Below are 25,689 nucleotides of genomic sequence, written 5' to 3'. Positions count from 1 at the left end.
TCAGAGCAACGAGGAAGCGCGACAGCCTGTGCATCATTGGATTATCGGGCCGTCGACATCGAATTCTGGTGATCACCGCGCGTGTTCGTCGGCGGAATGTGCGCGCAGCGCGGTGATCTCACCGGCCTCGGATTCGGTAACCCGCAGCCGCTCAGCTATCGACCGACGCAGGGTGCGCGGCAGATCCGGCGCGACCCGGGACAGATAGGCGTAGAGCCAGTCCGAGCGGGCGGCCAGAAAGGGGAAGTCGGTGCTCATCATCGAGCGCAGCACCAGCATCGGCAGCGGTGCATCCAGCGGATGGAAGTCGCGGTCCCACAGCCCCGGAACGCTGCAACCGGGATAGAACTGACCGAGCATCATGCCTCGGTCCACGACCTCGGTCTTTCGCTCCGCGTGCACGGCATCCACCAGCTCGAACCGGGTGAGCCCCGGAAACACCGTCACCAGCGTCAACCCGCGGGTCTCGGCCGGATCATCCTGCCGCAGTGCCTGATACAGCTCGAAGGCATCGTCCACGATCCGATGCATCCGTTCACCGGTCAACCCGTCACCGCCCTCGGCGAGCCCCGCCCAGAACAGCCGCCGGGTGACACTCTGCCGCACGAACGGGCACACCGGCCCGGGCCGCCCCAGCGCCGGATGCGGTCGCATGAGGTGCTCGCTCACCCACCGCGTGAGGGTTCCGGCGGCGGGTCCTGCACAGTCCCAGTCCGCCGCCTCGTCATAGACGTTGAACCAGCGCACGCCGGTCCGCGGACCGCTCCTCATCCGCAGCCCTCGAGATGCGCCGCGAGCAACGGCCCGATGACCGCGACAACATCGGCATTGGTGAGCTGGGCGTGCGTCGCCGCGACGGGATGCTCCACCAAGCTGCCCGTGACGTAGGGCCGCCACAAACTCGCGTCGAGCGATCCGGTCATCCCCTGTGTGGCAGAGAAATAAAGCAGATCCCCATCGAAGACGTCCGGCCGATACCGCGCCGACAGCAGCACCCCGTCGACATACCCGCGATGCAACCGCGACAGCTGCGCCGCCGTCAGCCCGCTCCCGAAAGAGGCCGCCGCCGAGGCCAATTCGGCCGCGGCCTGGTCGGCGGTAACTTCCGGTAGCGCATCCGCGTCCACGGGCTCGTCGCCGAGCAGATGCGTGAGCAGATCCCGCATGCGCGGCGTGGGCGGCGGCGGCATGTCCTCGGGAAACACGAGACTGTCCAGCATGGCCAGGGTTGCGACTTCCGCGCCCGCCCGCCGCAACCGCACCGCGACGGCATGCGCGATCTGCCCGCCCAGCGACCAGCCGAGCAGGTGATAAGGCCCGTCCGGTTGCACACGCAGGATCTCTTCGACATACCCGCTCGCGAGTTCCTCGATGCTGGCGAACGATCGGGGATCGCCGCTCGAGGTCAGCGCCTGCAAGCCGAGCACCGGACGGTCGTGGACCTGACGCGCCAGACCCGCATAACACCAGGCCAGCGGAACCGCCGAATGCACGCAGAACAGGGGAGTGCGAGAACCGTTGCGGCGCAACGTGAGGACCGTGCCGAGCGCGTCCTCGGTGGTGGTGCCGCCATCGTGGGTAGCCAATCGCTCCGCGAGCTCGGCGACGGTCGGCGCGGTATAGAGCCAGCGGACCGTCACCGGCAGCCCGGTGGCCGCGGACAATTCGGCCGACACCGCCACCCCCAACAGGGAATTGCCGCCCAGCTCGAAGAAGTCGTCGTCGAGTCCGATCCGCTCGGCGCCCACGGCGGCGAACTTCTCCGCGACCAGGCGCTGGAACTCGGTCTCGGGCGCACGGTACGGATGCTGCACGACAGGGGGAGGTGGCAGGGCCGCTCGATCGACCTTGCCGTGCGCGGTGATCGGCAGGCGTTCCAGCTCGACCAGCTGCGCGGGCACCAGCGGTGCGGGCAGGAGCGTCCGGAGTCGACGCACCAGTCCGGTCGGGTCGAGCCGGACCCCGGGCGCGGCGACGACATACCCGATCAGTCGCACGCCGGTGGGTGCATTCTCGGCGGTGACGACGGCCTGCGCGATCTCCGGCAGCGTCAGCAGGGCGGCCGCGACCTCACCCGCCTCGACTCGTCGTCCGCGCACCGTCAGCTGATCGTCGGCGCGGCCCAGAAAATCGAGGCTGCCGTCGATCTGCGCACGAACGAGATCGCCGGTGCGATAGAGCCTTTCGCCCGGCCGGAACGGATCGGCGAGGAACCGTTCGGCTGTCGCGCCCGCCCGGTGCAGATAGCCCCGCGCGACACCGGGACCGCCCAGATACAGCTCGCCGGGGCTGCCCGGCGGCACCGGCCGCAACCGGCCGTCGAGGACTAGCGCCCGCACCCCCGGCAATGCGGGACCGATCGTCACCGGTCCCGCCACGGTCAACGCCCTCGATTGTGTTGCCATGATGGTGGTTTCGGTCGGCCCGTACCCGTTGAACAGTCTCAGGGCCGGCGCCCATCGCCGCACCAGATCGGCGGGGCACGCCTCGCCACCTACCACCGCAACCCGCAGTCCGGGGACATCGGCGGGCGTCAGCGTCGCCAATACTGCGGGGGTCGTGAGGAAATGGGTGATTCGGGCCGAAGTCAGCAGCCGCGTCAGCTCGGTCCCGGCGACCACTCCCGGCGGCTCGACCACCAGGAGCGCGCCCGCCGCGAACGCGGCCAGCAGTTCGAGCAGGTGCGCGTCGAACGATGGTGCATGTGCGTGTAGCACCCGCGAATCCGCCTGGACGTCATAGTGTTCGACGAGGTAGTCAGCCAGCGTCCCCAGCCCGCGATGGGAGACCACTACGCCCTTCGGGACCCCCGTAGTGCCCGAGGTGTAGATCAGGTACGCCGGATGCTCGGCATGCAGCGGACGGATCCGGTCGCAGTCGCGCACCACCGTGCCGGATCGCTGAAGGACCTGCGCGCCCAACCCAGGGTCGTCCAGCTCCAGCCAGATCGGCTCCTCCGGCAGGTCGGCGTGCACCGCCGACACCGTAATCCCCACGCGCGCACCCGAATCCGCCGCGACGGTCCGCAGCCGCCGGATCGGATCGGTGGGATCGACCGGAACGAACGCGGCCCCCGACTTGGCGACGGCCCACACCGCCAGCACCGATTCGGCCGAACGCGGCACCGCCACCAGCACGAACGACCCCGGCCCGGCCCCGGATTCGATCAACACCCGGGCCCATCGTGAGGACAGCTCGTCGAGCTCGCGGTAGGTCCAGCGGCGGGTGCCGTCCTGGAGGGCGACAGCTGCTTCGGCGCGAGCGAGCGCGCCACGGAGCAGATCGGGTAGCAGCCGTGAACTGTTCGTGGACGTGGCGGGCGCAGCCTCGGCGTGCACAGTGGAGGCCGCGTGCACCGAGCCCTGTTGCGGGGCGGGGCTGTCCGCTGAGGTGGTCGGATCGCCGGGCACGGTGGTGGGCGTTGTGCAGTGAGCGGCAACCTCGACAACGGGGACCGGCAGCGAAGGATCGACGAGGAACCGCTCGAAGTAATCGAGGAATCGTGCGTGATGCCAGGCCAGGGTCTCGGGGCTGTACAGCGCTGGATTCGCTTGCATGTCAACGGTGATGGTGCGCTCGTCCGGCCCCAACTGATATGCGTTGACGAGTAGATCCTCCACCGGCCCCAGCGACAGCAGCCGCACCTCCGCGCTCAGCGGTCCGACCCGCGGCTGTTCGACGAACCGCAGCATGTTCACCACCGGACCGAAACTGCCGCGCACCATGTGGTTTTCGCCGCTGTCGCGCAGCATGTCCTCGTAGCGGTAGCGCTGATGCCGCAGCGCGCCCACCACCTTGGCGCGCACCTGCTCGACGACCTGAGTCCCCGTCGCGGCGCGAATTCCGGTCAGCCGCAACGGCACCACGTTCGACACCGTCCCCGCCGAGCGGCGCAGCGCCGCTGTCGGCCGCGCGGGCACGGGCAGCGACAGGACAATCTCATCGGACCCGGTCAGACCCGCTAGATAGCAGGCGAACGCCGCAATGGTGAGCTCGGGAAACGCGATTCCGGCGTCCTGCCGGACACTTCGCAGCCGGTCTGCGACGGATTCGGGTACCTCGGTGGTGATCCGATGCGGATGCGGCGCCGGGATGGCCGGCGACCCCGCCAGGCGCGCCGGCTCACCCATCCCCGCGAGTTCCCGTGCCCAGTAGTCGCGATCGGCGTCGGCGCGCGACGAGGTCAGATAGCGCTGCTCGTCCTCGAGCAGGTCGGCGACGGTCAGGAAATCGACCTCGGCACTTACCGAGGAGTCCGAATCGAGTGTGGCACTGTACAACTCGGTGGTCCGCCGCAGCAGCGCGGCCGCGCCCAACCCATCCAGCACGATGTGATGGCTGCGCAGGTACAACAGATGCCGTTGCGGAGCGATCCGATACACGGTGGCGACGGTCAGCGCGTCCCCGAGCAGATCCAGTGGCGTACACCGGTCACGGTCCATCAACGCCAGCGCACTCGCCATCGGATCCGGCTCACCGCTCAGATCCACGAATGGCGCGGCTGGAAACGCCTCGGCATCGGTGTACTGGCGCGGATACCCTTCGACCAGCCGAAACCGCAGCAACGGCGATTCCAGCTCCCGAGCCGCCCGGGCCCCGCACTCCTGCAGCAACTCCCGTTCCAGCGACCCGGTCAGCTCCAGGTACAGCGCCACCGTATTGGGCACCCCCGGAAACAGCTGTTGCGCCACCCACCACCGCAATTGGGCCGCGGACAAGGGCAGGTCGGTGCAGAGTGCCGTACCGCCCCCGCTTCCGGCCCGCGTCAACCGCGCCTCCTCGCCGCCCGAATCGCCCGTCAGGAACCGTTCGGTGGCAAACCTACGGCATCACCCACCGGGCAGGCCCGCAAGCCGGGCCGCGAGGCGCGGAAACGGTAGTCGGTCAGATCATGGCGCGCAGCGGCCCCTCGGGCTCGACGCCCATGATGGTCAACGCGGTCGAGTGGTACAGCGATCCGGGCGTGTGGATGGCGTGCTGCAAGCCGACATGGGCGTCACGCCAGAACCGCTGCATGACATTCTGCCGCCGCACCGCATTGCCGCCCGAGCGCGCGAAGATCTCGTCGACTGCCGACACCGCCCGCCACGCGCAACGAACTTGATTGCGCCGCACCAGGGATCGGTCCTCGAAGGTGATCTCCTGCCCGGCATCGGCCTTGTCGTAGAGGCGGCTGACCCCGTCGAGCAGCTGGGTGCGCGAGGCCGCGATATCGGCGGCCGCCTCCGAGATCGCCGAGAGCACGTACGGATCGTCCTTGATCCGGGTGCCCATGGCGGTCACTCGGTCGCGCTGATAATCCAGGTGCGCCGCGAGCGCGCCCTCCGCGATGCCGACCACCGCCGAGGTGATGCCCAGCGGGAACATGGCCCAGAACGGCAGCTTGTACACGGTCTCGGTGCGGCCCGCCCGCTCGGCAGCGACCTCACCGGCGGCCACGGCATCCATGCCGATGGTCCGGTAGCTCGGGATGAACGCCCCGTCGACGATGATGTCCTTGCTGCCGGTGCCCTGCAGCCCGATCACATCCCAGGAGTCGTCCACGATCGTGTAGTCGCGGCGCGGCAACACCACGTGCATGACGTTCGGCGGCATCACCGGCTTGCCGTCGGCGTCGCCGACCAACGCGCCCAGGAAGATCCAGTCGCAGTGATCGGTGCCCGAGGAGAACTGCCACCGGCCGCGCAGCGTGTACCCGCCCTCGACCGGCGTCGCCACACCCTGTGCCGCATAGGGAGACGCGATCCAGGTGTCCGGGTTCTCGCCCCACACCTCGGCCTGCAATCGCCGGTCCATCAGGGCCATCTCCCACGGATGCACCCCGCCGACCCCGCACACCCAGCCGGTCGACCCGCAGTGCTTGGCCACGGCCATGACCGCCTCGGCGAAGTCGCGCGGATGCGCGGCGTACCCACCGAAATCGGTCGGCTGCAGCAGCCGCATCACCCCGGCCTGGCGGATCAGCTTCACACTCTCGTCGGAGAGCTTCCCCAGTCGCTCGGTCTCGTCGGCGGTCGCGGCCAACTGCCCCGACAGCTCCTCGACCCGGGTCACTACCTCGTGCGTCATCCCAACTCCCACTACCTCGACGTGCCCCACTAGTAGAACGCGTTCTAGTGGAAGTTATCGCCGATCCGGCTGCTCGCGGGCGAAATTCCCGCTGATCGGCACCGGGTCTTGTTCTGGCGGCGACCGACTGTGACCCAGCAGACGGCAAGAAAGATTGTGCACAATTTAATTTGGGGCTACGTTGTTTAACGTGACCGATGAGCACTCGCTCGACAATCAACTGTGCTTCGCGCTGTACGCGGCGTCGCGGGCGATGACGGCCATGTACCGGCCGCAACTCGACGCGCTCGGCATCACCTATCCGCAGTACCTCGTCCTGCTGGCGCTCTGGCAGCGCGACGGGCGCACCGTGGGCGATCTGTGCTCGGCCCTCGAACTGGACTCGGGCACCCTCTCGCCCCTGCTCAAACGCCTCGAATCGGCGGGCTTCGTGCAACGCCGCCGATCGGTGTCCGACGAGCGGCGCGTGGAGATCACGCTGACCGACCGCGGACGCGAATTGCGCTCCGCCGCATGCCATATCCCGGAGCAGTCCGCCGAGATCACCGGCATGTCCCTGGCCGAACTGGCCGAACTCCGCGAAACCCTGCGCCGCCTGACCGCGGCGCTCACCACCCACACCCGATCGAAGGAGATCCCCGCATGAGCGTGCTCTACACCGCCGAAGCCCTGGCGACCGGTGACGGCCGCAACGGGCACGTCCGCACCGACGACGGCAAGGTCGAATTCGACCTGTCCATCCCGAAGGCGATGGGCGGCAACGGCGTCGGCACCAATCCCGAGCAGCTCTTCGCCGCCGGTTACGCCGCCTGCTTCCACTCGGCGCTGCGCACCGTGGCCCGCATGACCAAGCAGAATGTGGACGATTCGGCCGTCGGCGCGAAGGTCGGCATCGGCCCGAACGAGGCGGGCGGCTTCGGCCTGACCGTGACCCTGGAGATCTCGCTGCCGCACCTGCCGCTGGACGAGGCCAAGGAGCTGGCCGAGAAGGCGCACCAGGTGTGCCCGTATTCCAATGCCACGCGCGGCAATATCCCCGTCGACGTCATCGTCGTCGAAGACTGAGGAGGAGCGATCATGCGTGCAGTAGTCATCGAACAGTTCGGCGAGCCCAAGGACGTGCTGACCGCGGGGGAGCGGCCGACACCCGAACCCGGTCCGGGTGAGGTGCGTGTCGCCACCACCCTGGCCCCGATCCACAATCACGACCTGGCCATCATTCGCGGCGTCTACGGCTACCGGCCGGAACTGCCCGCCATCCCCGGCACCGAGGCCGTCGGCCGCATCGACGCCCTCGGCCCCGACGTCACCGGCCTGGAAATCGGTCAGCGCGTGACGGTTTCGGGCGTGCAGGGGGCGTGGGCGGAATACTTCGTCGCCAAGGCGGCCGGTGTGGTCCCGGTCCCGGACGCGGTGTCCGACGCGACCGCCAGCCAGCTGCTGGCCATGCCCTTGAGCGCTCTGATGCTGCTCGAGGACCTGAATGTCGAAGCCGGGCAATGGATCACGATCAACGCCGCCAACGGAGCGGTCGGGCGGCTGCTGAACCTGCTGGCCCGCTCGCGCGGCGTGCACGTGCTCAATCTCGTGCGCAGTGAGGCCGCCGCGAAGTCGTTGCGGGAGCTGGGTTTCGAGCCGATCCTCGACACCGAGTCCGACGGCTGGCGCAAGCAGGTCGCCGAGGTCACCGGCGGTGAGCCCATCGTGCGGGCCGTCGACCAGGTGAGCGGCAAGGCCGCCGACGATCTGCTGTCGGTGCTGGCGCCGCGCGGCGAGCTCATCACCTTCGGTGCGCTGTCGGGTCAGCCGATGGTGCTCAATCCCGGGCCGCTGATCTTCAAACAGGCCGTGGTGAAGGGCTTCTGGGGTTCCAAGCGCGCCGAGGAGATCGGCGGCGACGAACGCCGCCGTCTCATCACCGAGCTGGTCACCCTGGCCGCCCAGGGCGTGCTGGACCTGGCCGTCGAGGACACCTATCCGCTGGAGGGTGCGGCCGAGGCCGCGGCCGCCAGCGAACGTCCGGGCCGCAACGCCAAAATCGCCCTCAGCACCGCGGCCAAGTAGGTCCCTACCCGGCGATCAACACCGCTGCCAGGGTGATCGCACCCGGCAGCGCCTGGGCGAACAGGATCCGCCGACTGGCGGTGGCCGCGCCGTAGAGCCCGGCCACCACCACGCAGGCCGCGAAGAAGATCTTCGCGGCCTGCCCGACCGGATCGGACGCGATCAGACCCCAGATCAGGCCCGCCGCCAGGAAGCCGTTGTAGAGGCCCTGATTCGCGGCCAGCACCTTGGTCGCCTCGGCGAACTCCGCCGTGGACCCGAAGTTCGCGCGCACGCGCGGCGTGGTCCACAGGAACATCTCCATGACCATGATGTAGACGTGCAACGCGGCGAGCAATCCGACCAGGATCTCCGCGACCAACCGCATGACCGACCACCTTTCGTGAGGCGCTAGCCGATATCGAAGACGCGGGCCGCGTTATCGTGACAGACCGCGCGCAGCCAATCATCGCCGAGGTCGAGGCGTTCCAGCGCGAACAACGCGTGTCCGTACGGGTACGGAATGTTCGGGAAGTCGCTGCCGAACAGGATGCGGTCACCGAGATCGCGCACGCGGGGCAGTTCGGCGGCCGGGAAGACACCGGCGTCGAAGAAATCGGTGAAATTCATGGTGGTGTCGAGAAGGACGCCGTCGTAGGACTCGGCCAGATCGAGGAACTCGCTGTACTCGGGCGCGCCCATGTGCGCGATGATCGGGCGTAGTCGCGGAAAGCGTTGCAGCAGTGTCGTCATGGGCCCGGGACCGGTGAATTCCCCGGCGGCGGGCCCGGATCCGCAATGCATGACCACCGGGACACCGGCGTCCTGCACCATGCCCCACACCTCGTCGAGCCGGGGATCGGCGGGATGATAGTTGCCGACCTGGATGTGCAGCTTGAAGATCCGCGTCCCGCCCTCGAGCGCTGAGCGCACATAGTCGGGCGCGGAGGGTTCCGGGTAGAAGGTCGACGTGTGCAGGCAGTCCGGCGTGCGTGCGGCGAAATCGGCCGACCAGTCGTTGAGCCAGGCCGCCATGTCCGGCTTGTGCGGGTACACCATCGAGGTGAAGGCACGAACGCCGAAGCCGCGCAGCGTCTTCAACCGGACCTGTTCCTCGTCGCGGTAGGTGATCGGCCACTCGCGATGGCCGATCAGCGGTCCGGCCGTGTCGAAATATCCCCACACCTTGCGCAGCACCTGCTCGGGCATGAAATGCGTGTGGACGTCGATGATCGCGGGCAGACCGAGCCGGGCTCGGAAACCGCTCACTTCATCGATGTCCTGCTCGCCCGTCACAGCTGCGCGTCTCCCTCCGCGAACACCGTCCGCGCGTACTCGCCGACCCGGCCGATGAGCCGCTCGAAGAACAGTTCCGGATCGGTGGCAACGACGATGTCCGCATTGGGTTCCCGCCCCCACATGCCCGCCCAGTCGGCCACGGTGGTGGCCCGGGTGATCGTCCCGGCCAGCTCCACATCGACGGTCGCGGGCTTGGTGATCGCCAGGCTCGGATCCAGCGCGACCGCCGCCGCGAACGGATCGTGCATGTGAGCCAGATAGCCCTGGTCGTAGAGCTTGTGGAAGTCGAAGTAGAACCGCACCGCGTCGGTCAGATACCGCACCAGCGGATTGCTCGCCGCCGAACGCAATTCGGGCGGATCGGTCTCGCTGACCATTTCCACCGGGGTGCTCCCGGCCCGTTCGGCCAGCAGCGCCAGGTGTTTCGGCTTCATCTCGATGGTCTCGGTGATGTCGAGCGCGCACACGATGGGCCGACGGTCGGCGGGCGCGGCGGAGAAGGCGTCGAAGACCTCCTTGGCCGCCTCCGGGTCCACGTGCACATTCCACTCGTTGGTGGGGGTGGTGTTGCCGGGATGATTGAACGCGCCGCCCATGATGACCAGTCGCCGGAGCAGTTGCGGCAGTTGCGGTTCCATCCGCAGCGCCAGCGCGAGATTGGTGAGCGGGCCGGTGCACAGGCCCACGATCTCGCCGGGATGCTCGCGCGCGAGGTCCACCCACAGCTGTGCCGCCGACCGGTCGGACAGGGTCCGGGTGGTCGGCGGCAGCTCGGCGTAGCCCACGCCCTGGGGTCCGTGCGTGTCCTCGGTGGTCCGTAGCGGCACCGCCAGCGGGGTCAGCGCGCCCAGGGCCACCTCCAGGTCCGGGGCCCGGACCAGGTCGAGCAGCGCGAGGTTGTTGGCCGCCACCTGCGGCGCGGGCACATTGCCCGCGCTGGAGGCGATTCCGACGATCTCGGCCTCGGGGGAGGAGAGCAGGTAGAGCAGGCCGAGGGAGTCATCGATGCCGGTGTCGTTGTCCATCAGGATCTTCTGCCGCACGGGTTCGAGGGTAGCGGGCACGATGCGGGCGGCCTCGGACGGTCAGTAGTTGGGCAGCACGTAGTCGGCGGTGGCCGGGGCGAAGAGCTTCTTGGTGAGCGGCAGCATGACCTTGGAGGTCATCAGACGCCAGTTCATCCGGGCCGCAGCCGCACCGAACCGGGTGGTGGGCAGCATCATCTTGATGCCACCGCCCGGCAGCTCCTTGGCCTTGTCCAGGAACGGGGTCACCAGCTCCTGGTAGCGGGCCTGGGCGCGGCCCAGATCGCCCGGGGTGGAAGCGATCTCACCCGCGAGGATGTACGCGCCCACGATGGCCATGGCGGTGCCCATCCCGGTCAACGGCGACCCGCAATACCCGGCATCGCCCAGCAAGGTGACCCGGCCGGAGGACAGTTCCGGCACATCGATGCGGGCCAGCTGATCGAAGTAGAAGTCGGGCGTGGTGGTCATGGCCTCGAGGATGGTCGAGGCCTTCCAGCCCGCGCCGCCGATCATTTCGCGAATCCGCGCCTGCTGCGCCACCGGATCCCGGCGCAGCGTCGGGTCGTAGTCCTGGCGCAGGGTGATGATCCCCTTGGCGGTCGCCGGATCGCGGTCGGGGCGAATCGCGAAGGAGGCGCTGGGAATCGAGCACCCGGTCAGCCAGCCCTCTTCCGCGTCGTCGGGGGTCGGCATGGTGAAGAAGGCCATGTAGCCGCCGAGGTGGGTGGCGAACTGCTCCTCGGGTCCGAAGACCATGCGGCGGGCCGCGGAGTGCACGCCGTCGGCGGCGATGACGAGTTCGAAGCGTTCGGTGCCGCCGGAGGCGAAGGTGACGTCGACCCCGTCGGCGTCCTGGGCGATGTGCTCGACCCAGTCGCCGTAGCGGTAGTCCAGTGGTCCGTCGATCTCGGCAATCTGGTCCAGCAGTACCTGGTTGAGGTCGCCGCGGGAGATCTCGATCTCGGCGGCGGGGCCCTCGCCGTCGAACATGGCGACGTCGATGCGGGCGTAGGTCTTGCCGCTCTCGTCGACGTAGGCCCAGCCGTGCTCGTGGACCTGCAGCTTGCGGATGCCCGGCATCAGGCCCATGCGCTCGGCGACCTCGCGGCTGGCGGTGCGCAGATCGACGGCCTGCCCGCCCGGCCGGGGAGCGGTGGCCCGCTCGACGACGGTGGTGGTGATCCCGGCCCGAAGCAGTTGCAGCGCAACGGTGTTACCGGCGATGCCGCCGCCGAGGACCAGGATGCGAGGGGTGTTGGTGGTGGTCATTGCAAGCTCCCGAAGAGGTGGTGTACGTCTGTCTAAGACATATGTCTAACAGACTTTGACACGACTGTCTAGAACAAATGTCTAAGACGCTGGTAGGGTGGGGTCATGGGAAATCGAGAAGACCTCCTGGAAGGCGCCCGCCAGGCCGTTCTGGAGCGGGGCCTGGCCAAGGTGACCGCCCGCGACATCGCGAAAGCGGCCGGGGTGAGCCTGGCGGCCATCGGCTATCACTTCGGCTCGAAGGATCAACTGGTCACCGAGGCCATCACCATGGGCTTCGGCACCCGCATCGGTGACGACATGGACGCGGTGATCAAGAACGCGGGGGAGGGCCACACCCTGTGGGAGTCCTTGGCCGCGACCTGGAACGGCTTCGTCGAGGTCGTCGAGCGCAATCGGGACGGGCTGATGCTCAGCACCGAGAACGGCATTCAGATCGCCCGCGACCCCGAACAGCAGGTCTTCATGGCGCAGGCGAGCGCGGTGGCCAATAGTGATCTCGCGGAAATCCTTCGCAGCGTGCATCCGGAACTGTCCGAACAGCAGGCGGCCGCGGTCGGGCAGTTGATATTCCTGCTGTTCCAGGGCCTTGCCGTGCAGAAGATGATCGCGCCCACCGCCGAACTGCTGGACGGGGATTCGTTCGTGACCGCCGTCCAGGCCTTGCGCGGCAGCTGAAGCGGCTTAACCGGGCGGCACGTGCCGCAGCCGCGTCATGGCGATGACCGCCAGTAGCAGCGCGGCCCCCGCGGCAATCGCGGCGGTGAGATGCATGCCCGCCAGGAACGCGTGTTTGGCGGCGTCGGCGACCGCGCCGCCCACCTTGCCGGGCAGACCGGTCGCGACTTCCATTGCCGCTCCGAGCGTGTCGCGCGCGGCACGGGCGTCGTCGTCGGGCAGCCCGTAGGGCAGGTTGGCGTCGAGCTGACTGCGGTAGATGGCGATGCTGATGCTGCCCAGAATGGAAATCCCGAGCGCGCCCCCGAATTCCGCCCCGGTCTCCGAGAGCCCGGACGCCGCGCCCGCCTGCTCGGGCGGCGCGGTGCCCACGATGAGCTCGGTGGTGATCCCGAAAACCGGTGCCAGACCGAAGGACACCAGCAGCGAGGCCGCGATGGTCAACTCCACCCCGCCGGTCGCGGTGATCCGGGTGAGCAGCAGCAGCCCAGCCGCCGCCATCGCCATCCCGATCCCGATCATGTAGGCGGGCCGCATCACCCGCATGATGCGCGGCCCCAGCTGTGAGCCGATCATGAAGCCGAGCCCGGCCGGGATGGTCGCCAGTCCCGCCCGCAGCGGCGACATGCCCAGCACCAGTTGGAAATACTGGCCGACGAACAGCGCGTAGCCGAAGGTCACGAAGATCGAGACCATATTGATGGTGAGCGCGGTGCGGAAGCTGCCCAGCCGGAACAGCCGCAGATCCAGCATCGGTTCGGGGACGTTGAGCTGGCGGCGCACGAAGATCGCGCCTATTCCGAAGCCGACGGCGAGCGCGCCCAGTGCTGCCGGGCCGGGACCGTCCTGGGCCGCCTTCTTCATCCCGAATACCACCAGCAGCATCGCGGAGGTGCACAGCGCCGCGCTGATCAGGTCGAGGCGACCGGCGTCGGGATCGCGATACTCGGGCAGCACTCGGGGTGCGAGCACGATCAACAGCACCATGACCGGTACCGCGAGCAGGAAAACCGAACCCCACCAGAAGTGTTCGAGCATGATCCCGCCCGCCAGCGGTCCGATGGAACCGCCGACCGAGTAGGCGCCCACCCACACCCCCACGGCGACCGAGCGTTGGGCGGCATCGCGAAACATGGTGAAAATCAACGAGAGTGTGGACGGGGCGAGGGTGGCCCCGGCCACGCCGAGCAGCGCGCGACAGCCGATCAGGACCGGGGCCGAGGGCGCGAAGGCGGCGATGATCGACACGGCGGCGAAGGCGGCCGCGCCGATGATGAGTAGTCGGCGCCGGCCGATGCGGTCGCCGATGGTGCCCATGGTGAGCAGCAGCCCGGCCACCAGAAAGCCGTAAACGTCGATGATCCAGAGCAATTGGGAACTGGTGGGGCGCAGGATCTCACTGATCTGCGGTACCGCCAGATGCAGCACGGTGAGGTCCATCGAGTACACGAGACATGCCAGGGCCAGCACTGCCAATCCGGCCCATTCCCTTCTCCCGACCGAGGTCATGCCATCGGCGGCGGTGAGCAAGGGGGCGGGTGTGTCCACGGTGACGTCCTCCATACGCATGCCGACACACGGGTCGACAATATTGATGTCGGTTTCAGGGTCTCATTTATTAACGTCACGCGGGGGTCAAGCTCGGTGTGTCGAAAGACGTGAATTGCAAGGCGAATTCGCTTTATTTGCGGATGCACTTGCGGGTGTACGTGCAGCGCGTTGTATACAAACGCAAACGCTACGAACCGACCGGTAGGACTGCCCAGTTGGGGGCCGCCGAACCGTACTCCGGCGCGGGCCACGGGTAGTCCGCGTACGCGGTCAGGGCCGGTGCCGCGGACGTCACCGCGCCGTGAATGCGGGCGGCATCCGGATCGACCGCAGCGGGTGCGGCGTGAACCGGTGTCCGCCCCGGCGCCGTGATCAGCCAGGATGCCTTGCGGGCGAGGGCGACTCGGACATCGCGGCCGTGACCGTCGGTATGCCGGGCGCACAGTGCGTCCAGCACCCCGGCGGCGAGCAGGTAGCCGCTGGCATGGTCGAGGGCCTGGGCGGGCAGCGCGCCCACGAGTGGTTCACCGTGTGAATTATCGGGTGTGCCTTCGATGAGCGAAATTCCCGATGCGGCCTGCACGATGCTGTCGAAACCGCGCCGATGACCCCATGGTCCGGTTTCGCCCCATGCCGAAACTCGGCCCTGCACAATTCCCGGCCGCAATTGTGCGGGGCGCACTCCGAGGTGTTCCAATCTGCCCGGTCGGTAACCGGAGATGATTATGTCTGCATTGCTGATCAATTCGCGAAAAACGGGAAGACCGGTACGCAAATCGACTACAGTGGACCGCTTCCCCTGACAGGTGTCCAGGAACTGCCACTCGATTTCGGGCAGCTGCGGCGGGTCTATCCGCAGCACATCGGCTCCGAGCAGGGCCAATGCCCGGGTCGCCACCGGCCCGGCGATCACCCGCGTCAGATCCAGCACCCGGAGTCCCCGCAGCGGCTGCAGCCGCGTTGCGGCAGTGGGTGATTCGACCGTGGCCCGATCGGTACGCGTCTCCAGGTCGACCAGCGGGCCTGCCGCCGCTGCCTTGCCCTGCGGGCTGTCGGCCCATTCCGTTTCGTCGCGCACCCGCACGGCGATGGCCCCGTGCGTGTGCGCGCCGGTTTCGATGTCCGTGGCGGTGAGAGTGGCGACGCGGCGCGTGAAGTCGTCACGGCTCGCGTCGGCGGGCAAGTCGACCGCGGTGAGCAGCCGGGCCCGATGGTGCGGGTAGTTGGCGTGCGTACGCACCCATGCGTCCGCAGCCCTGAAGAATCCCGACAATTCTGCGAAGCCTTGCGGCCGTGCACCGTCGAGCAGGAACAGTCGCTCGCTGGAGAAGGCCGCGGTCACCCGCACGGGATCGACGGTCCCGCCGAGCGGCTCCAGGTCGCAGTTGACCCGCCAGCGGTCCGCGGCCATGGCAAACGCGGTCACCGCGCCTCCGGCCAGCGCCCAGACGGGCAGTGTCGCAGCCAGATTCGCGCCCGGCTCGGGGGATGGCGGCGGTGTGCCGTCGATGCCGATCCCGGTCTGATAGGCGCGGACCAGGTCGTCGGGGGTAGCCATCATCCGACTGTATCGCTGCCACCGCGCGCGACCTCCGTGGCAATTCTCACGGCATACTCGATCGAATGACCGTCACCGAACTGACCGCGACGCCCTGGTTGCGCGCTCTGCGACCCGATCCCGCCCCCGCCACCGTGCTGGTGTGTTTCCCGCCCGGCGGCGGCTCGGTGACCGCCTACCGTGCCTTGGCCCAGCGATTCGGCTCGGGCACCGCGGTATTCGGCGTCCAGTACCCGGGTCGCCAGGACCGGCTGGCCGATGCGCCGGTGCCGGTGCTCACCGAACTGGCCGAGCGGGCCGCCGCCGACCTGCTGACCTGGCCGAAGAGCGTGCGGCTGGCCATCTTCGGGCACAGCATGGGCGCGACGGTCGCCTACGAGGCGGCCCGGCGGGTGGAGGCCGGTGGCCGCGAGGTCGCGCACCTGTTCGTGTCCGGCCGTCCCGCACCGGCTTTCGCGGAGACCGCGCGACTGCATGCCGGTCCCGACACCGACCTCATCGCCGACCTGGAACGGCTGTCGAATGATCCCGCGTCGGTGCGCATCCTGCGCGAGGAGCCGGGCCTGGCCGAACTGGTGCTGCCCGCCGTGCGCAACGACTACCGGGCCGTGGAAACCTATCGGCACCAGCCGGGTACACCGCTGAGCACCCCGATCACCGCGCTGGTCAGCTCCGCCGATCCGACCACCACCGCCGAGCAGGCGGCCCAGTGGCGCGACTACACCACCGGCGGGTTCGATCAGGCCACCTTCGCGGGCGGCCACTTCTATCTGGACCTGCCCGAAAACCAGCCCGCCCTAGCGGATTTGATCACGCGCACCCTGCGCTCGAGTTGAGACGCGCACCCGCGGACGGGTAGCTTCCTGCAACGCGTTCTAGTTGCAGGAGGGGTCTTCGATGCCCAGAACACAATTCGTCGCCGCACCGCCGCCCGGCAGTGAGCTGAAGCGGATCAGCGGGCCCGCGACGAACTGGATCAGCCAGCTGCTGCGCCAGCGGCGCGATCCGACCGGGGCCGCGCTCGCGGACGAGGCCACCTACGGGCCGCTGTACGTGCTGAACATGTTCGGCGACAAGTGGATCATCGCGGGCGGACCCGACGCGGCGGCGCGCATCCTGATGAACAAGGAGCGGGTCTTCGCCAACGGTCCGGCCTGGACGCCGTTGCAGGGGCCGTTCTTCGATCGTGGCCTGGTGCGGCTGGATTTCGAGGAGCATCGCAGCCACCGCTCGATCATGCAGCAGGCGTTCGGGCGCGCGGCGCTGGTGTCGTATCTGAAGGGTATGCACGAGATCGCCGACCGGCATCTGCGGACCCTGCCCGAAGGCAGTGTGGCAGAGGGCAATCCGGTGCTCATGCATCAGCACCTGCAACGCCTGACGCTCGACATCGTGCTGGAGGTGTTCATGGGCGCGCGACTGCCGCGCGCGGAGGCCGAGCGCATCTGCGGGGCGACCATGGACATCCTGCAGGCCGGTGGCGCGATGGTGCGTGTGGCCGTCCCCGGCAATCGCTGGTGGCGGGGCATGCGTGCCCGCAAGACCATGGCGGCGTTCCTGGCCGAGCGCATCGTGGCCGCGCGCGAAAAGCCGGGCACCGACCTGCTTTCCATGCTGTGCCAGGCCGCCGGCGAGGATGGGGATCGGTTCACCGACGAGGACATCGTCAACCACATGATCTTCCTGCTGGCCGCCGCACACGACACCACCACGACCACGCTCTCCGGTGTCGTCTACAACCTGGCCAAGTACCCGGAGTGGCAGAAGCGCGCCAGGGAGCGCTCGCTGGAAATGCCGTTCGAACTCGGCTACGACGAGCTGGCCGAGCTGACCGAACTCGACTGGATCATCAAGGAGACCACCCGGCTGTGTACGCCGGTGCAGATCTTCCCGCGCGCGGTGCAGGAGGACACCGAGGTGTGCGGGTACTTCGTGCCCAAAGGTTCGTTCGTGGTCGTGCCGATCAGCGTCAACCACCGCCGCCCTGACATGTGGTCGCACCCCGAGGAATTCGATCCGGAGCGGTTCTCCGACGAACGTGCCGAGCACAAGGCACATCGGGTGAGCTGGGCCCCGTTCGGGGCGGGCGCGCACAAGTGCATCGGCCAGCACTTCGCGGGACTCGAGATCAAGACGATCGTGCACCAGTTGCTGCGCGGCTACGAGTGGGAGGTCCCGCAGGACTACGTCATGCCCCTCGATATGAGTGCGACGCCGCTGCCCAAGGACGATCTGCCCGTCACGCTGCGGCGTCGCTGACCCGATTGGGTTCTCAGCCCAGGTATTCCGATTCGAGTACCCGGTCCTTGAGCAGGGACTGGTACTCGATGTGGGTGTCGTGCTCGACGGTACGCCAGGTCGTGCCCTCGGCCTCGCGCATGTATTGCAGATAGTCCGGCGCGCCCGGGATGCGCATATTGTCGGCGACCACGAGCGTGCCCGGGTGCAGCCAGCCCGCCTCGAGGATCGTCTTCAGGTCGGCCAGATACGCCGACTTGTCGTGGTCGACGAACACGAAATCGACCGAACCCTCGGTGATTCCGTGCTCCTCGCCGAGCCGCTGCACGGTCTCGCCACCGTCGCCGATGGTGCCGACGACCACCGTCACCCGATCCGCCAGCCCGGCGTGCGCAATGATGTCGCGCGCGACTTCGGCATTGGCGGCGCTGAACTCGACCGAGATCAGCCGCGCGCCCTCCGGCATGGTGTGCGCGGTGCGGACCGCGCTGTAGCCGATGTAGGTGCCCAGCTCCAGCAGTAGCGTCGGATTCGCGCGCCGGACCGCGGCATCCAGCAGCAGCCCCTTCTCGTCGCCCACGTTCACCAGATTGCTGCGGGTGCGGGCGAACGTGTCGATCGCCTTCAGCACGCTCTCCGGATTGCCCGCTGCGGCGGTGGCGACCACGTGATCGCGCACCGCGGCCTCCCGGCCGTCACCGAATTGACCGGTGCGCGTGAAGTTTCCGAGCCCCCGCACGGTGCTGATGGCGGTGCGGACCGGATACACCACCCGCTTGCGCAGGACCGCCCCGATCGATGTGCCAGCCATGAATACCCCTTTGCTCACGTAGACAGCTACGCGATTATGCCGAACTGGAACAGGTTCCGCTTCCGGGAGCCGGTTCGTCCGGTAGCACGACGGTGCGCAACAGTCGCCGGGTGCGGTCCGGCGCGGGCGCGTTCGCCATCCGGGCGGCCACCACCCGGCCCAGATCGGCGGCGAATTCGGCGAATTCGGCATCGCTGAGCCAGAGCCCGAACATGCGGTAGCCGACACCGTCACGGACGTAGTCGATGTCGTCGCGGCCGAGGTAGCGGTCGAAGTCGCCCACGAGTCCGGCGACGAAGGCCATGAAGGCGCGATGCTGCTCCTCGGTGCTTGCCTGGGCGAGCGCGTCGGGGTCCACGTAGGTGGCGGCGGGGCGCAGCCGGTAGGTGCGTTCGACGGTGCCGCGCACGCGGCGCTCGGTGACCACCTCGAGCACCTGGGCGTCGACGAGCCGGGCGACATGGCGGTAGAGGCTGCCCGGAGGGACATCGCCGAGCTCGGTCCTGAGTTCGTTCGTGGTCAGGGTCCGATCGCCGAGGAAGGCCTGCACGATCCGCAATCGGACCGGGTGCAGCAGCAGTTCGACGGAATCCACGGTGTCGACCGTAGCATCTTTACTTTCATCCTTGGTAATGTTCACAATAGTGATAACAATCGCTGGGTCGTTCGTCGGAGAGGAACGCAGGTGTCGAACATTCCGGTCGCCGCGCTGGTGCCGCTGGTCGTGGTGGCAGTCGGGTTCGTCGGGTTCTGCTGGTACGACCTGTCCCGAACGCGGGTGAAGTACCTACCGAAGTGGGCGTGGGCGATCCTGTGCCTGATCAGCATTCCGCTGGGCGGGATCATCTACCTGGTGATCGGCCGCGACACCGGCGTCGTCCGTGAGTGAGCCGTCCCTGCTGGTCACCGGCGTTTCGGTGCGGTTCGGTGATTTCCTGGCGTTGGACGGGGTCGACTGGACCGTCGACGGCCGCGGCGTGATCGGATTGATCGGGCTCAACGGGGCGGGCAAGACCACGCTCATTCGGACAGTCCTGGGATTGCAGGCCGTCGGCGCGGGCGAGGTCCGGGTGCCGATCGGGCTGGCGGCGATCGGATATTGCCCGGACACACCGGGTTTCGAGCCGTGGCTCTCCGCGCGGGAGGTACTCGAGCAGTCCCGGGCGATCGGCCCGGCCCGCGGCCCCGGCAACTGGTCGGTCGATGCCGCGCTGGCCGCGGTCGATCTGGAACGGCATGCGCACCGCCGGGCGGGCGGCTTCTCCCGAGGCATGTTGCAGCGCTTGGGGATCGCGGCGGCCCTGGTCCGCGAGCCGGAGGTGCTGATCCTGGACGAACCCACCAGCGCCCTGGACCCCGAAGGGCGGGCCGCCGTGCTCGCACTCATCCGGGAGCTGGGGGAGCGGATGACGGTCGTGTTCTCGAGTCACCTGCTCGCCGATGTCGAGGACCTCGCCGATCGGCTGCTGGTCCTGCATCGCGGGCGCGCCGTGTTCGCCGGGGCAACAACCGGTTTCCTGGCCGAGCACACCACCGAGCGTGCGCTGCGGATCGCCCTGGCCGGGGGCCGGGTCATCGAAGCCGAACCGCCGGGGTGGGGCTCGGCGCTGGCCGAGGCATCCGCGCACAGCGGCGACATCGAGGACATCCGGATCACGCGGCCCACGCTCACGGACGCGTTCTTCGCAGCGATAGGGGAGCGGCCGTGAACCACATGGTGTTTCGTGTCGAGTGGTATCGGTGGCTGCGCACTCGGCGGCTGATCGCGCTGGTGGCGGCCTTCGTGCTGTTCGGGTTCGTCTCGCTGCTCGGTGCGAAGTATCTGCCGGACTTGATCGGGCAGTCGGCCGATATCAAGCTGCTGCGGGTCCCCGACTGGCGAGACGGGCTGCAGCAGTACGTGAAGAACACCGGACTGCTGGTCGCTGCCGTCGCCATGATCCTGGCCGCGCAGGCGTGCGCGGTGCGCGGCACCGAGCCGATCGGGATCTACTACCTCAGCCGGGAGGTCTCGCCGATGCGGCTCTACCTGCCGCGAATCCTGGTCGCCGCGAGCGTGATCGCGGCAGCGGCGGTGATCGGTGCCGTGGTCGCGCTGTACGAGTGCTGGGCGCTGTTCGGCTCGTATCCGCTCGCTCCGGCGCTGGGTTCGCTTGCCGTGCAAGCCGTCGCGGTGGTGCTGTTCGCGGTCTTCGCGGCGGCGCTGGCGGCCCGGATCGGTGCGGCGGGCATCGCGGCCGCGATCACCGCCGGGATCTACGTATGCTGCCTGCTGCTCTCGACCGTGCCCGCGGTGCAGCCGTACCTGCCGACCACCGCACTGCAACCCACCATTGCGGCAGCTGGATTCCCGGTGGCGGACGCGGCGAAATCTCTTCTGCCCCTGCTGGTGGCGATCGGTCTGGCGTTGGCCGTGGCCCTCACCTCGCCGATTCGGGCGATTCGAGCAGCCGCGTAGCCGCGCGACGCTTCGTGATGAGATACAGCCCCACCCAGGACACGACCACACAGATCACCACCAGCACCCGCACTTCCTCCAGCGCGCTGCGGGGGTAGAGCACCCCTGTTATGTAGTGATCTATGAACCCGCTAGACGGCAGGCCCGCCTGGCCCGCGCGGTGCCGGGCCCAGTTCTCCAGATCCGTCAGCGGGCACTCGAACTTGAACAACACCGTGCTGAAACCCCACCCGAACGCGGCCAGGTGCAACCAGATGGTGCGGGGCCAGCGCCAGGCGACGAAACCGCCGACCACGACGTAGGCCACGAACACGAAATGCACGATCGCGGTCGCGTCGGCCAGCAGCCGGAAGCCCATGAGCCCAGGATAGGCCGCTGTTTCAAACTTTTTCGGCGGCCGTGTCGATCTGTGTTCGGGCCGTTCGACCTTGATGTGAAAGGGTCGGACCGCGACCCGTGAACAGGAGGACCCCCATGAAGTACATGCTGATCTGGCGCGCCAGCGACGAAGGCAATGCGTCCATGGCCGAGGCGGATTTCGAGAAGGTGCTCGAATCGGTGGGCCGCTACAACGACGAGTTGATCCGCGCGGGCGTGCTGCTCGCGGCCGAGGGGCTCGACAGTGCGGAAGACGGTGTGGTCATCGACTTCACGGCCGAACCGCCGCTGGTCACCGACGGACCCTATGGCGAGACCAAGGAGCTCTTCGGCGGCTTCTACATCCTGAATGTCGCCTCCAAGGAGGAGGCCGTCGAATGGGCCAGGCGCGCACCGTCGTTCGGGCCGGGCTTCAAGACCGAGATCCGGCGCGTCACCACCATCGACGAATTCCCGCAGGACAACGAGTGGATTCAGAAGGAACGCGCTTGGCGCGAGGCCACCGGACAGCTCTGAGCCATGGCCGACCCCACCGGACGTGACGCCGTGGCCGCGGTGTGGCGCATCGAATCCGCGCGCATCGTCGGCGCGTTGGCGCGGTACACCGGCGACTTCGGACTGGCCGAGGACCTGGCGCAGGAGGCCCTGGCCGAGGCGCTGGTGGCCTGGCCGCGCGAAGGCGTGCCACACAATCCGGCGGGGTGGCTGCTCACGGTCGGGCGGCGGCGGGCCATCGACGCCTTCCGCCGCCGGGCCGTCCGGGACGACCGCTACCGTGCCCTCGCCCACGGACTGGGGGAGGGCACGGCGGCCACGGGTGCGCCGCCGACGGAAGCCGCAGGTACGGAACCACTCTGGGATCCGGATCAGATCGACGACGATGTGCTCGCGCTCATGTTCGTGGCCTGCCATCCCGTGCTGTCGCGGTCGGCGCAGGTGGCGTTGACATTGCGCGTAGTCGGCGGTCTGACCAGCGACGAGATCGCCAAGGCATTCCTGGAACCGACCGCCACCGTGCAGGCGCGGATTACTCGCGCCAAGAAGACCCTTGCGGCCGCGCAGGTTCCGTTCGCGATACCACCGGTCGACGAGCGCGGCGCACGGCTGAGCGCGGTGCTCAACGTCATCTACGTCATCTTCACCGAAGGCTCGTCGGCGTCTTCGGGGCAGCACTTGATCCGCCTCGACCTCGCCGCCGAGGCCCAGCGACTCGCACGGGTACTTGCTCGTCTGGTGCCGGACGAGCCCGAGGTGCACGGTCTGCTGGCCCTGCTCGAACTGACCTCGGCCCGCTTTCCCGCCCGCACGGACGCCAACGGGCAGCCGGTCCTGCTCGAACACCAGAACCGAATGCGCTGGGACCGCGCGGCAATTCGCCGCGGCAGAGCCGCACTGGACACGGCGGCGCGGGTCGGGCGAGGGCTCGGGGCGTACGGATTGCAAGCGGCGATCGCGGAGTGTCATGCGGTCGCGGCCTCCGTCGACACCACCGACTGGGATCGGATCGTGGTGCTCTATGAAGCGCTCGGGCGGCTCTCGCCGTCACCGGTCGTCGAGCTCAATCGCGCCGTGGCGGTGTCGATGGCCCAAGGCCCGGCGGCCGGGCTCGCCCTCGTCGATGAGCTGAAGGGTGCTGCGGCCATGCCGAATTCGCATCTACTGCCGAGCGTCCGCGCTGAACTGCTCGCGCGCCTGGGACGCACCGAGGAGGCGGGCGCCGAATTCGACCAGGCCATCGCACTGTGTGGCAACGTGCGCGAACGTGGTGTGCTGGAAGGCAAGCGCGCGGATCTCGCTCGCTGACGGTCAGCCCAGGTATTCCGATTCCAACACTAGATCCTTGAGCAGCGACTGATATTCGGTGTGGGTGTGATGCTCGGTGGTGCGCCAGCGGGTGCCCTCGGACTCCTGCATGTAGCGGCGATAATCCGGTGCACCGGGGATGGCGACATTGTCGGCGACCACGACGCTGCCCTGATGCAGCCAGCCCGCGTCCAGAATGGTCCTCAGATCCGGCAGGTAGGCGCTCTTCTCGTGATCGATGAAGATGAAATCGAGTGTGCCGGGACCGAATCTGTGCTCGGCGGCCAAGGTCTTGACGGTCTGTCCGCCGTCCCCGATGGTGCCGACGACCACGCTCACCCGCTCGGCCAGCCCGGCATGCTCAATCAATGTCCGGGCGATCTCGGCATTGTCGGCACTCATCTCGACCGACACCAGGCGGGCGTCCTCGCCGATCAGTCGTGCAGTGCGGATCGCGCTGTAGCCGCAGTAACCGCCGAGCTCGAGCAGTTGCCGCGGCGCGTACTTGCGCAGTGCCGCATCGAGAATCAAGCCCTTCTCGTCCCCGATGTTCACCAGCAGGCTGTGATTGCGGGCGAAGTCGTCGAATGCCGCCAGCACGGCGTCCGGATCGCCGGTGGGGGAGTGGGCCAGCACATAATCCCTGGCCGCACGCTCTCTGCCGTCGCCCACCTGCCCGGTTCGCACGAAAGTGGGCCCGCCCAGCATGAATCGGAGCACCGACCATCGCAGGAACGGCATCCGATCCCGCAGCGTCCCGACGATGGACCTACCAGCCATGGGCTCGATTATGGCCCTGCTCAGTGGCGGAAGCAGTGGTAACCGGAGAAACAAACATATCGTTACGGAAATATGCGCATCTAAACATGAATCACCTTTTTCGGGCAAAGTCACCTTCAGCGCCCCTCGCCTCAAAAGCTGCCTAGAGGAGAGGGGCCTGGTTCGTCCGGGGGTGGTTACCAGTTGGAGGGTTCGTAGTCCTTGAGGAAGCAGCCGAACAGATCCTCGCCGGCCTCGCCGCGCACGATCGGGTCGTACACTCGGGCCGCACCGTCGACGAGGTCCAAGGGGGCGTGGAAGCCTTCCTCGGCCAGTCGGATCTTGGTGTAGTGCGGGCGCTCGTCGGTGATCCAGCCGGTGTCGACGGCGGTCATGAGGATGCGGTCGGTCTCGAACATTTCGCGAGCGCTGGTGCGGGTCAACATGTTCAGCGCGGCCTTGGCCATATTGGTGTGCGGATGGCCGGGGCCCTTGTAGCCGCGGGCGAAGACGCCCTCCATGGCGGAGACGTTGACGACGTACTTGCGGTCGGCGGTCGCGGCCGCCATGGCCGGGCGCAGGCGCGAGATGAGGATGAACGGCGCGACCGAGTTGCACAGCTGCACTTCGAGGAGTTCGGTGGCGTCGACTTCGCCGACGGCCTGCACCCAGCTGTTGGTGTGGGCGAGGTCGGGGACCAGGCCGCCCGCGTCGATGGCGACGCCCTGCGAAATGCGTTCGGGGGTGGCCGATCCGGCGACCAGGGCCAGGTCGGTGATGTCGGCGGCGGTGAGGCCCGGGGTGAGTGAGGCGGTCAGCGCGGTCGGGTGGGCCTGCATGGTCTTGCCGAAGGTGATCACGTCGGGCAGTTCGCCCGCGGGCAGCGGCCCGTTCTCGGCTTCGACGAGGGCGCTGTAGGCGCCGACGCTGCGTCGCACGGTCTGCGCGGCATTGTTGATCAGGATGTCGAGCGGGCCTTGTGCCGCAACATCATCGGCGAGTGCGACCACCTGGGCGGGGTCGCGCAGGTCGATGCCGACGACGCGCAGCCGGTGCAGCCAGTCGGCGCTGTCGGGTTGGGCGGTGAAGCGGCGGATGGCGTCGTTGGGGAAGCGGGTGGTGATGGTGAGGTGCGCGCCGTCACGCAGCAGCCGCAGCGCGATGTACATGCCGATCTTGGCGCGGCCGCCGGTGAGCAGTGCGCGGCGTCCGTTGAGATCTGTGCCGGCGTCTCGCTTGGCATGGCTCTTGGCCGCGCATTCGGGGCAGAGTTGGTGGTAGAAGGCATCCACGCGTGTATAGCGCTGTTTGCATATGTAGCAAGGCCGCGCCTTCAGCAGCGTTCCAGCGCTGGCGCCACTGGTGGGCGAGCTGATCAGAATCCCGGCGGTCTCGTCGTCGATCCGGTTGGGCGAGCCGGTAGCGGTGGCGGCGACCACTTCCTTGTCGGCCGTCGCGACCGCGTCCCGGGCGGCGATCCGCTTGTTCTGCTTGAACTTCTTGAACATGTGCCCCACGGCCCGCTGCACGGCAACCGAATCCGGGTGCTCCTTGTCCAGCTGCCCCGCGATTTCGAGTACGCGCAGGCACGTGGCCAGCTCGTCGGGGTCGATGGCCGGTGCGTCGGTCGGTAGTGCCGTGGTCGTCTGGTCGGCCATCAGAGAGAGTGTCGATCCTTCGTGCGGGGGCAAATGACCGAGCCATTCTCCCATTCCGCCGCGCTCAGGGATTTCAGGGGTGAAGTCCC

General features: G+C 68.1%; 25 protein-coding genes. 11 read left to right on the top strand and 14 right to left on the bottom strand.

The window, feature by feature from the left end; genetic code table 11:
• Positions 1–72 precede the first annotated feature (72 nt).
• The 3 genes from ACYVN4_RS07290 to ACYVN4_RS07280 form a co-directional block, all read right to left on the bottom strand.
• A complete protein-coding gene (locus ACYVN4_RS07290) occupies positions 73–771 on the bottom strand; it encodes a DUF6875 domain-containing protein (protein WP_460718521.1) in 699 nt (232 codons plus the stop codon).
• Entirely contained in the window at positions 768–4,769 is a 4,002-nt protein-coding gene (locus tag ACYVN4_RS07285) for an amino acid adenylation domain-containing protein (RefSeq protein WP_460718519.1), read from the bottom strand. The genes ACYVN4_RS07290 and ACYVN4_RS07285 overlap by 4 nt, the downstream gene beginning before the upstream one ends.
• Before the next feature lie 115 nt (positions 4,770–4,884).
• Positions 4,885–6,069 (bottom strand): acyl-CoA dehydrogenase family protein, encoded by a 1,185-nt coding sequence (locus ACYVN4_RS07280; RefSeq protein ID WP_460718517.1) that lies wholly within the window; start codon positions 6,067–6,069, stop codon positions 4,885–4,887.
• 190 nt (positions 6,070–6,259) lie between these two features.
• On the opposite strand from ACYVN4_RS07280, the gene ACYVN4_RS07275 reads away from it, so the two are divergent.
• From ACYVN4_RS07275 to ACYVN4_RS07265, 3 genes are read left to right on the top strand one after another with little or no spacing between them, the layout of a single operon-like run.
• The gene (locus ACYVN4_RS07275; protein WP_460718516.1) at positions 6,260–6,715 is read left to right on the top strand and encodes a MarR family winged helix-turn-helix transcriptional regulator; all 456 of its coding nucleotides are present in this window, start codon (positions 6,260–6,262) and stop codon (positions 6,713–6,715) included.
• A complete protein-coding gene (locus ACYVN4_RS07270; RefSeq protein ID WP_460718515.1) occupies positions 6,712–7,134 on the top strand; it encodes an organic hydroperoxide resistance protein in 423 nt (140 codons plus the stop codon). Before ACYVN4_RS07275 ends, ACYVN4_RS07270 begins: the two co-directional genes overlap by 4 nt.
• Positions 7,135–7,146: 12 nt before the next feature.
• Positions 7,147–8,133 carry a zinc-binding dehydrogenase gene (locus tag ACYVN4_RS07265; protein WP_460718514.1) on the top strand — a complete coding sequence of 329 codons (987 nt, stop codon included), beginning with the start codon at positions 7,147–7,149 and terminating at the stop codon, positions 8,131–8,133.
• Positions 8,134–8,137: 4 nt separating this feature from the next.
• On the opposite strand, the gene ACYVN4_RS07260 is transcribed toward ACYVN4_RS07265, so the two are convergent.
• From ACYVN4_RS07260 to ACYVN4_RS07245, 4 genes are read right to left on the bottom strand one after another with little or no spacing between them, the layout of a single operon-like run.
• Positions 8,138–8,500, bottom strand: a complete 363-nt coding sequence (locus tag ACYVN4_RS07260; RefSeq protein ID WP_460718513.1) for a DUF1304 domain-containing protein — start codon at positions 8,498–8,500, stop codon at positions 8,138–8,140.
• A gap of 23 nt (positions 8,501–8,523) precedes the next feature.
• Complete coding sequence (locus ACYVN4_RS07255; protein ID WP_460718512.1) at positions 8,524–9,408, bottom strand: amidohydrolase family protein; 885 nt, start codon at positions 9,406–9,408, stop codon at positions 8,524–8,526.
• Positions 9,405–10,436 carry a nucleoside hydrolase gene (locus tag ACYVN4_RS07250; protein WP_460720513.1) on the bottom strand — a complete coding sequence of 344 codons (1,032 nt, stop codon included), beginning with the start codon at positions 10,434–10,436 and terminating at the stop codon, positions 9,405–9,407. The genes ACYVN4_RS07255 and ACYVN4_RS07250 overlap by 4 nt, the downstream gene beginning before the upstream one ends.
• A gap of 60 nt (positions 10,437–10,496) precedes the next feature.
• On the bottom strand, positions 10,497–11,708 hold the full coding sequence (locus ACYVN4_RS07245) for an FAD-dependent monooxygenase (RefSeq protein ID WP_460718511.1): 1,212 nt from the start codon (positions 11,706–11,708) through the stop codon (positions 10,497–10,499).
• A gap of 105 nt (positions 11,709–11,813) precedes the next feature.
• On the opposite strand from ACYVN4_RS07245, the gene ACYVN4_RS07240 reads away from it, so the two are divergent.
• The gene (locus ACYVN4_RS07240) at positions 11,814–12,386 is read left to right on the top strand and encodes a TetR/AcrR family transcriptional regulator (protein ID WP_460718510.1); all 573 of its coding nucleotides are present in this window, start codon (positions 11,814–11,816) and stop codon (positions 12,384–12,386) included.
• Positions 12,387–12,392: 6 nt separating this feature from the next.
• Here ACYVN4_RS07240 and ACYVN4_RS07235 read toward each other — a convergent pair whose 3' ends face one another.
• Both ACYVN4_RS07235 and ACYVN4_RS07230 read right to left on the bottom strand, forming a co-directional pair.
• Positions 12,393–13,949, bottom strand: a complete 1,557-nt coding sequence (locus ACYVN4_RS07235) for an MFS transporter (RefSeq protein ID WP_460720511.1) — start codon at positions 13,947–13,949, stop codon at positions 12,393–12,395.
• A 175-nt stretch (positions 13,950–14,124) separates the two neighbouring features.
• Entirely contained in the window at positions 14,125–15,495 is a 1,371-nt protein-coding gene (locus ACYVN4_RS07230) for a CoA transferase (protein WP_460718509.1), read from the bottom strand.
• 65 nt (positions 15,496–15,560) lie between these two features.
• Here ACYVN4_RS07230 and ACYVN4_RS07225 point away from each other — a divergent pair, with 65 nt between their 5' ends.
• The gene (locus tag ACYVN4_RS07225; RefSeq protein ID WP_460718508.1) at positions 15,561–16,331 is read left to right on the top strand and encodes a thioesterase II family protein; all 771 of its coding nucleotides are present in this window, start codon (positions 15,561–15,563) and stop codon (positions 16,329–16,331) included.
• Positions 16,332–16,392: 61 nt separating this feature from the next.
• Positions 16,393–17,754, top strand: coding sequence for a cytochrome P450 (locus tag ACYVN4_RS07220; protein ID WP_460718507.1), 1,362 nt, complete (start codon positions 16,393–16,395; stop codon positions 17,752–17,754).
• A gap of 13 nt (positions 17,755–17,767) precedes the next feature.
• On the opposite strand, the gene ACYVN4_RS07215 is transcribed toward ACYVN4_RS07220, so the two are convergent.
• Together ACYVN4_RS07215 and ACYVN4_RS07210 are read right to left on the bottom strand one after the other, a co-directional pair.
• Entirely contained in the window at positions 17,768–18,544 is a 777-nt protein-coding gene (locus ACYVN4_RS07215; RefSeq protein WP_460718506.1) for an O-methyltransferase, read from the bottom strand.
• 34 nt (positions 18,545–18,578) lie between these two features.
• On the bottom strand, positions 18,579–19,139 hold the full coding sequence (locus ACYVN4_RS07210) for a helix-turn-helix domain-containing protein (RefSeq protein ID WP_460718505.1): 561 nt from the start codon (positions 19,137–19,139) through the stop codon (positions 18,579–18,581).
• A 90-nt stretch (positions 19,140–19,229) separates the two neighbouring features.
• On the opposite strand from ACYVN4_RS07210, the gene ACYVN4_RS07205 reads away from it, so the two are divergent.
• The 3 genes from ACYVN4_RS07205 to ACYVN4_RS07195 are packed head-to-tail and all read left to right on the top strand — an operon-like array spanning position 19,230 to position 21,002.
• Positions 19,230–19,433 (top strand): hypothetical protein, encoded by a 204-nt coding sequence (locus ACYVN4_RS07205; protein ID WP_460718504.1) that lies wholly within the window; start codon positions 19,230–19,232, stop codon positions 19,431–19,433.
• Positions 19,426–20,253 carry an ABC transporter ATP-binding protein gene (locus ACYVN4_RS07200; RefSeq protein ID WP_460718503.1) on the top strand — a complete coding sequence of 276 codons (828 nt, stop codon included), beginning with the start codon at positions 19,426–19,428 and terminating at the stop codon, positions 20,251–20,253. Before ACYVN4_RS07205 ends, ACYVN4_RS07200 begins: the two co-directional genes overlap by 8 nt.
• Positions 20,250–21,002, top strand: coding sequence for a hypothetical protein (locus tag ACYVN4_RS07195; protein ID WP_460718502.1), 753 nt, complete (start codon positions 20,250–20,252; stop codon positions 21,000–21,002). Before ACYVN4_RS07200 ends, ACYVN4_RS07195 begins: the two co-directional genes overlap by 4 nt.
• Here the strand turns inward: ACYVN4_RS07195 and ACYVN4_RS07190 are convergent.
• Complete coding sequence (locus tag ACYVN4_RS07190) at positions 20,965–21,360, bottom strand: DUF2784 domain-containing protein (RefSeq protein WP_460718501.1); 396 nt, start codon at positions 21,358–21,360, stop codon at positions 20,965–20,967. The two genes, ACYVN4_RS07195 and ACYVN4_RS07190, sit on opposite strands and share 38 nt — an antisense overlap.
• Before the next feature lie 116 nt (positions 21,361–21,476).
• Between ACYVN4_RS07190 and ACYVN4_RS07185 the strand changes: the two genes are divergently transcribed.
• Together ACYVN4_RS07185 and ACYVN4_RS07180 are read left to right on the top strand one after the other, a co-directional pair.
• Positions 21,477–21,896, top strand: coding sequence for a YciI family protein (locus tag ACYVN4_RS07185; protein WP_460718500.1), 420 nt, complete (start codon positions 21,477–21,479; stop codon positions 21,894–21,896).
• Between the two features lie 3 nt (positions 21,897–21,899).
• The gene (locus tag ACYVN4_RS07180) at positions 21,900–23,183 is read left to right on the top strand and encodes an RNA polymerase sigma factor (RefSeq protein WP_460718499.1); all 1,284 of its coding nucleotides are present in this window, start codon (positions 21,900–21,902) and stop codon (positions 23,181–23,183) included.
• Positions 23,184–23,186: 3 nt separating this feature from the next.
• Here ACYVN4_RS07180 and ACYVN4_RS07175 read toward each other — a convergent pair whose 3' ends face one another.
• Together ACYVN4_RS07175 and ACYVN4_RS07170 are read right to left on the bottom strand one after the other, a co-directional pair.
• Entirely contained in the window at positions 23,187–23,963 is a 777-nt protein-coding gene (locus tag ACYVN4_RS07175) for an O-methyltransferase (RefSeq protein WP_460718498.1), read from the bottom strand.
• A 176-nt stretch (positions 23,964–24,139) separates the two neighbouring features.
• Positions 24,140–25,600, bottom strand: a complete 1,461-nt coding sequence (locus ACYVN4_RS07170) for an SDR family NAD(P)-dependent oxidoreductase (protein ID WP_460718497.1) — start codon at positions 25,598–25,600, stop codon at positions 24,140–24,142.
• Positions 25,601–25,689: the final 89 nt, after the last annotated feature.

The organism is Nocardia heshunensis, assembly GCF_054782115.1.
The sequence above is the reverse complement of the archived record's forward strand: the minus strand, read 5'-3'. Positions and strand labels throughout refer to the sequence as shown.

What these genes read in the sequence shown, in the direction of transcription:
- ACYVN4_RS07290 (WP_460718521.1), bottom strand. Translation starts at nt 771, where the DNA reads ATGAGGAGCGGTCCGCGGACCGGCGTGCGCTGGTTCAACGTCTATGAC.
- ACYVN4_RS07280 (WP_460718517.1), bottom strand. Translation starts at nt 6,069, where the DNA reads ATGACGCACGAGGTAGTGACCCGGGTCGAGGAGCTGTCGGGGCAGTTG.
- ACYVN4_RS07270 (WP_460718515.1), top strand. Translation starts at nt 6,712, where the DNA reads ATGAGCGTGCTCTACACCGCCGAAGCCCTGGCGACCGGTGACGGCCGC.
- ACYVN4_RS07265 (WP_460718514.1), top strand. Translation starts at nt 7,147, where the DNA reads ATGCGTGCAGTAGTCATCGAACAGTTCGGCGAGCCCAAGGACGTGCTG.
- ACYVN4_RS07260 (WP_460718513.1), bottom strand. Translation starts at nt 8,500, where the DNA reads ATGCGGTTGGTCGCGGAGATCCTGGTCGGATTGCTCGCCGCGTTGCAC.
- ACYVN4_RS07250 (WP_460720513.1), bottom strand. Translation starts at nt 10,436, where the DNA reads ATGGACAACGACACCGGCATCGATGACTCCCTCGGCCTGCTCTACCTG.
- ACYVN4_RS07245 (WP_460718511.1), bottom strand. Translation starts at nt 11,708, where the DNA reads ATGACCACCACCAACACCCCTCGCATCCTGGTCCTCGGCGGCGGCATC.
- ACYVN4_RS07240 (WP_460718510.1), top strand. Translation starts at nt 11,814, where the DNA reads ATGGGAAATCGAGAAGACCTCCTGGAAGGCGCCCGCCAGGCCGTTCTG.
- ACYVN4_RS07235 (WP_460720511.1), bottom strand. Translation starts at nt 13,949, where the DNA reads ATGGAGGACGTCACCGTGGACACACCCGCCCCCTTGCTCACCGCCGCC.
- ACYVN4_RS07230 (WP_460718509.1), bottom strand. Translation starts at nt 15,495, where the DNA reads ATGGCTACCCCCGACGACCTGGTCCGCGCCTATCAGACCGGGATCGGC.
- ACYVN4_RS07225 (WP_460718508.1), top strand. Translation starts at nt 15,561, where the DNA reads ATGACCGTCACCGAACTGACCGCGACGCCCTGGTTGCGCGCTCTGCGA.
- ACYVN4_RS07220 (WP_460718507.1), top strand. Translation starts at nt 16,393, where the DNA reads ATGCCCAGAACACAATTCGTCGCCGCACCGCCGCCCGGCAGTGAGCTG.
- ACYVN4_RS07215 (WP_460718506.1), bottom strand. Translation starts at nt 18,544, where the DNA reads ATGGCTGGCACATCGATCGGGGCGGTCCTGCGCAAGCGGGTGGTGTAT.
- ACYVN4_RS07190 (WP_460718501.1), bottom strand. Translation starts at nt 21,360, where the DNA reads ATGGGCTTCCGGCTGCTGGCCGACGCGACCGCGATCGTGCATTTCGTG.
- ACYVN4_RS07185 (WP_460718500.1), top strand. Translation starts at nt 21,477, where the DNA reads ATGAAGTACATGCTGATCTGGCGCGCCAGCGACGAAGGCAATGCGTCC.
- ACYVN4_RS07180 (WP_460718499.1), top strand. Translation starts at nt 21,900, where the DNA reads ATGGCCGACCCCACCGGACGTGACGCCGTGGCCGCGGTGTGGCGCATC.
- ACYVN4_RS07175 (WP_460718498.1), bottom strand. Translation starts at nt 23,963, where the DNA reads ATGGCTGGTAGGTCCATCGTCGGGACGCTGCGGGATCGGATGCCGTTC.
- ACYVN4_RS07170 (WP_460718497.1), bottom strand. Translation starts at nt 25,600, where the DNA reads ATGGCCGACCAGACGACCACGGCACTACCGACCGACGCACCGGCCATC.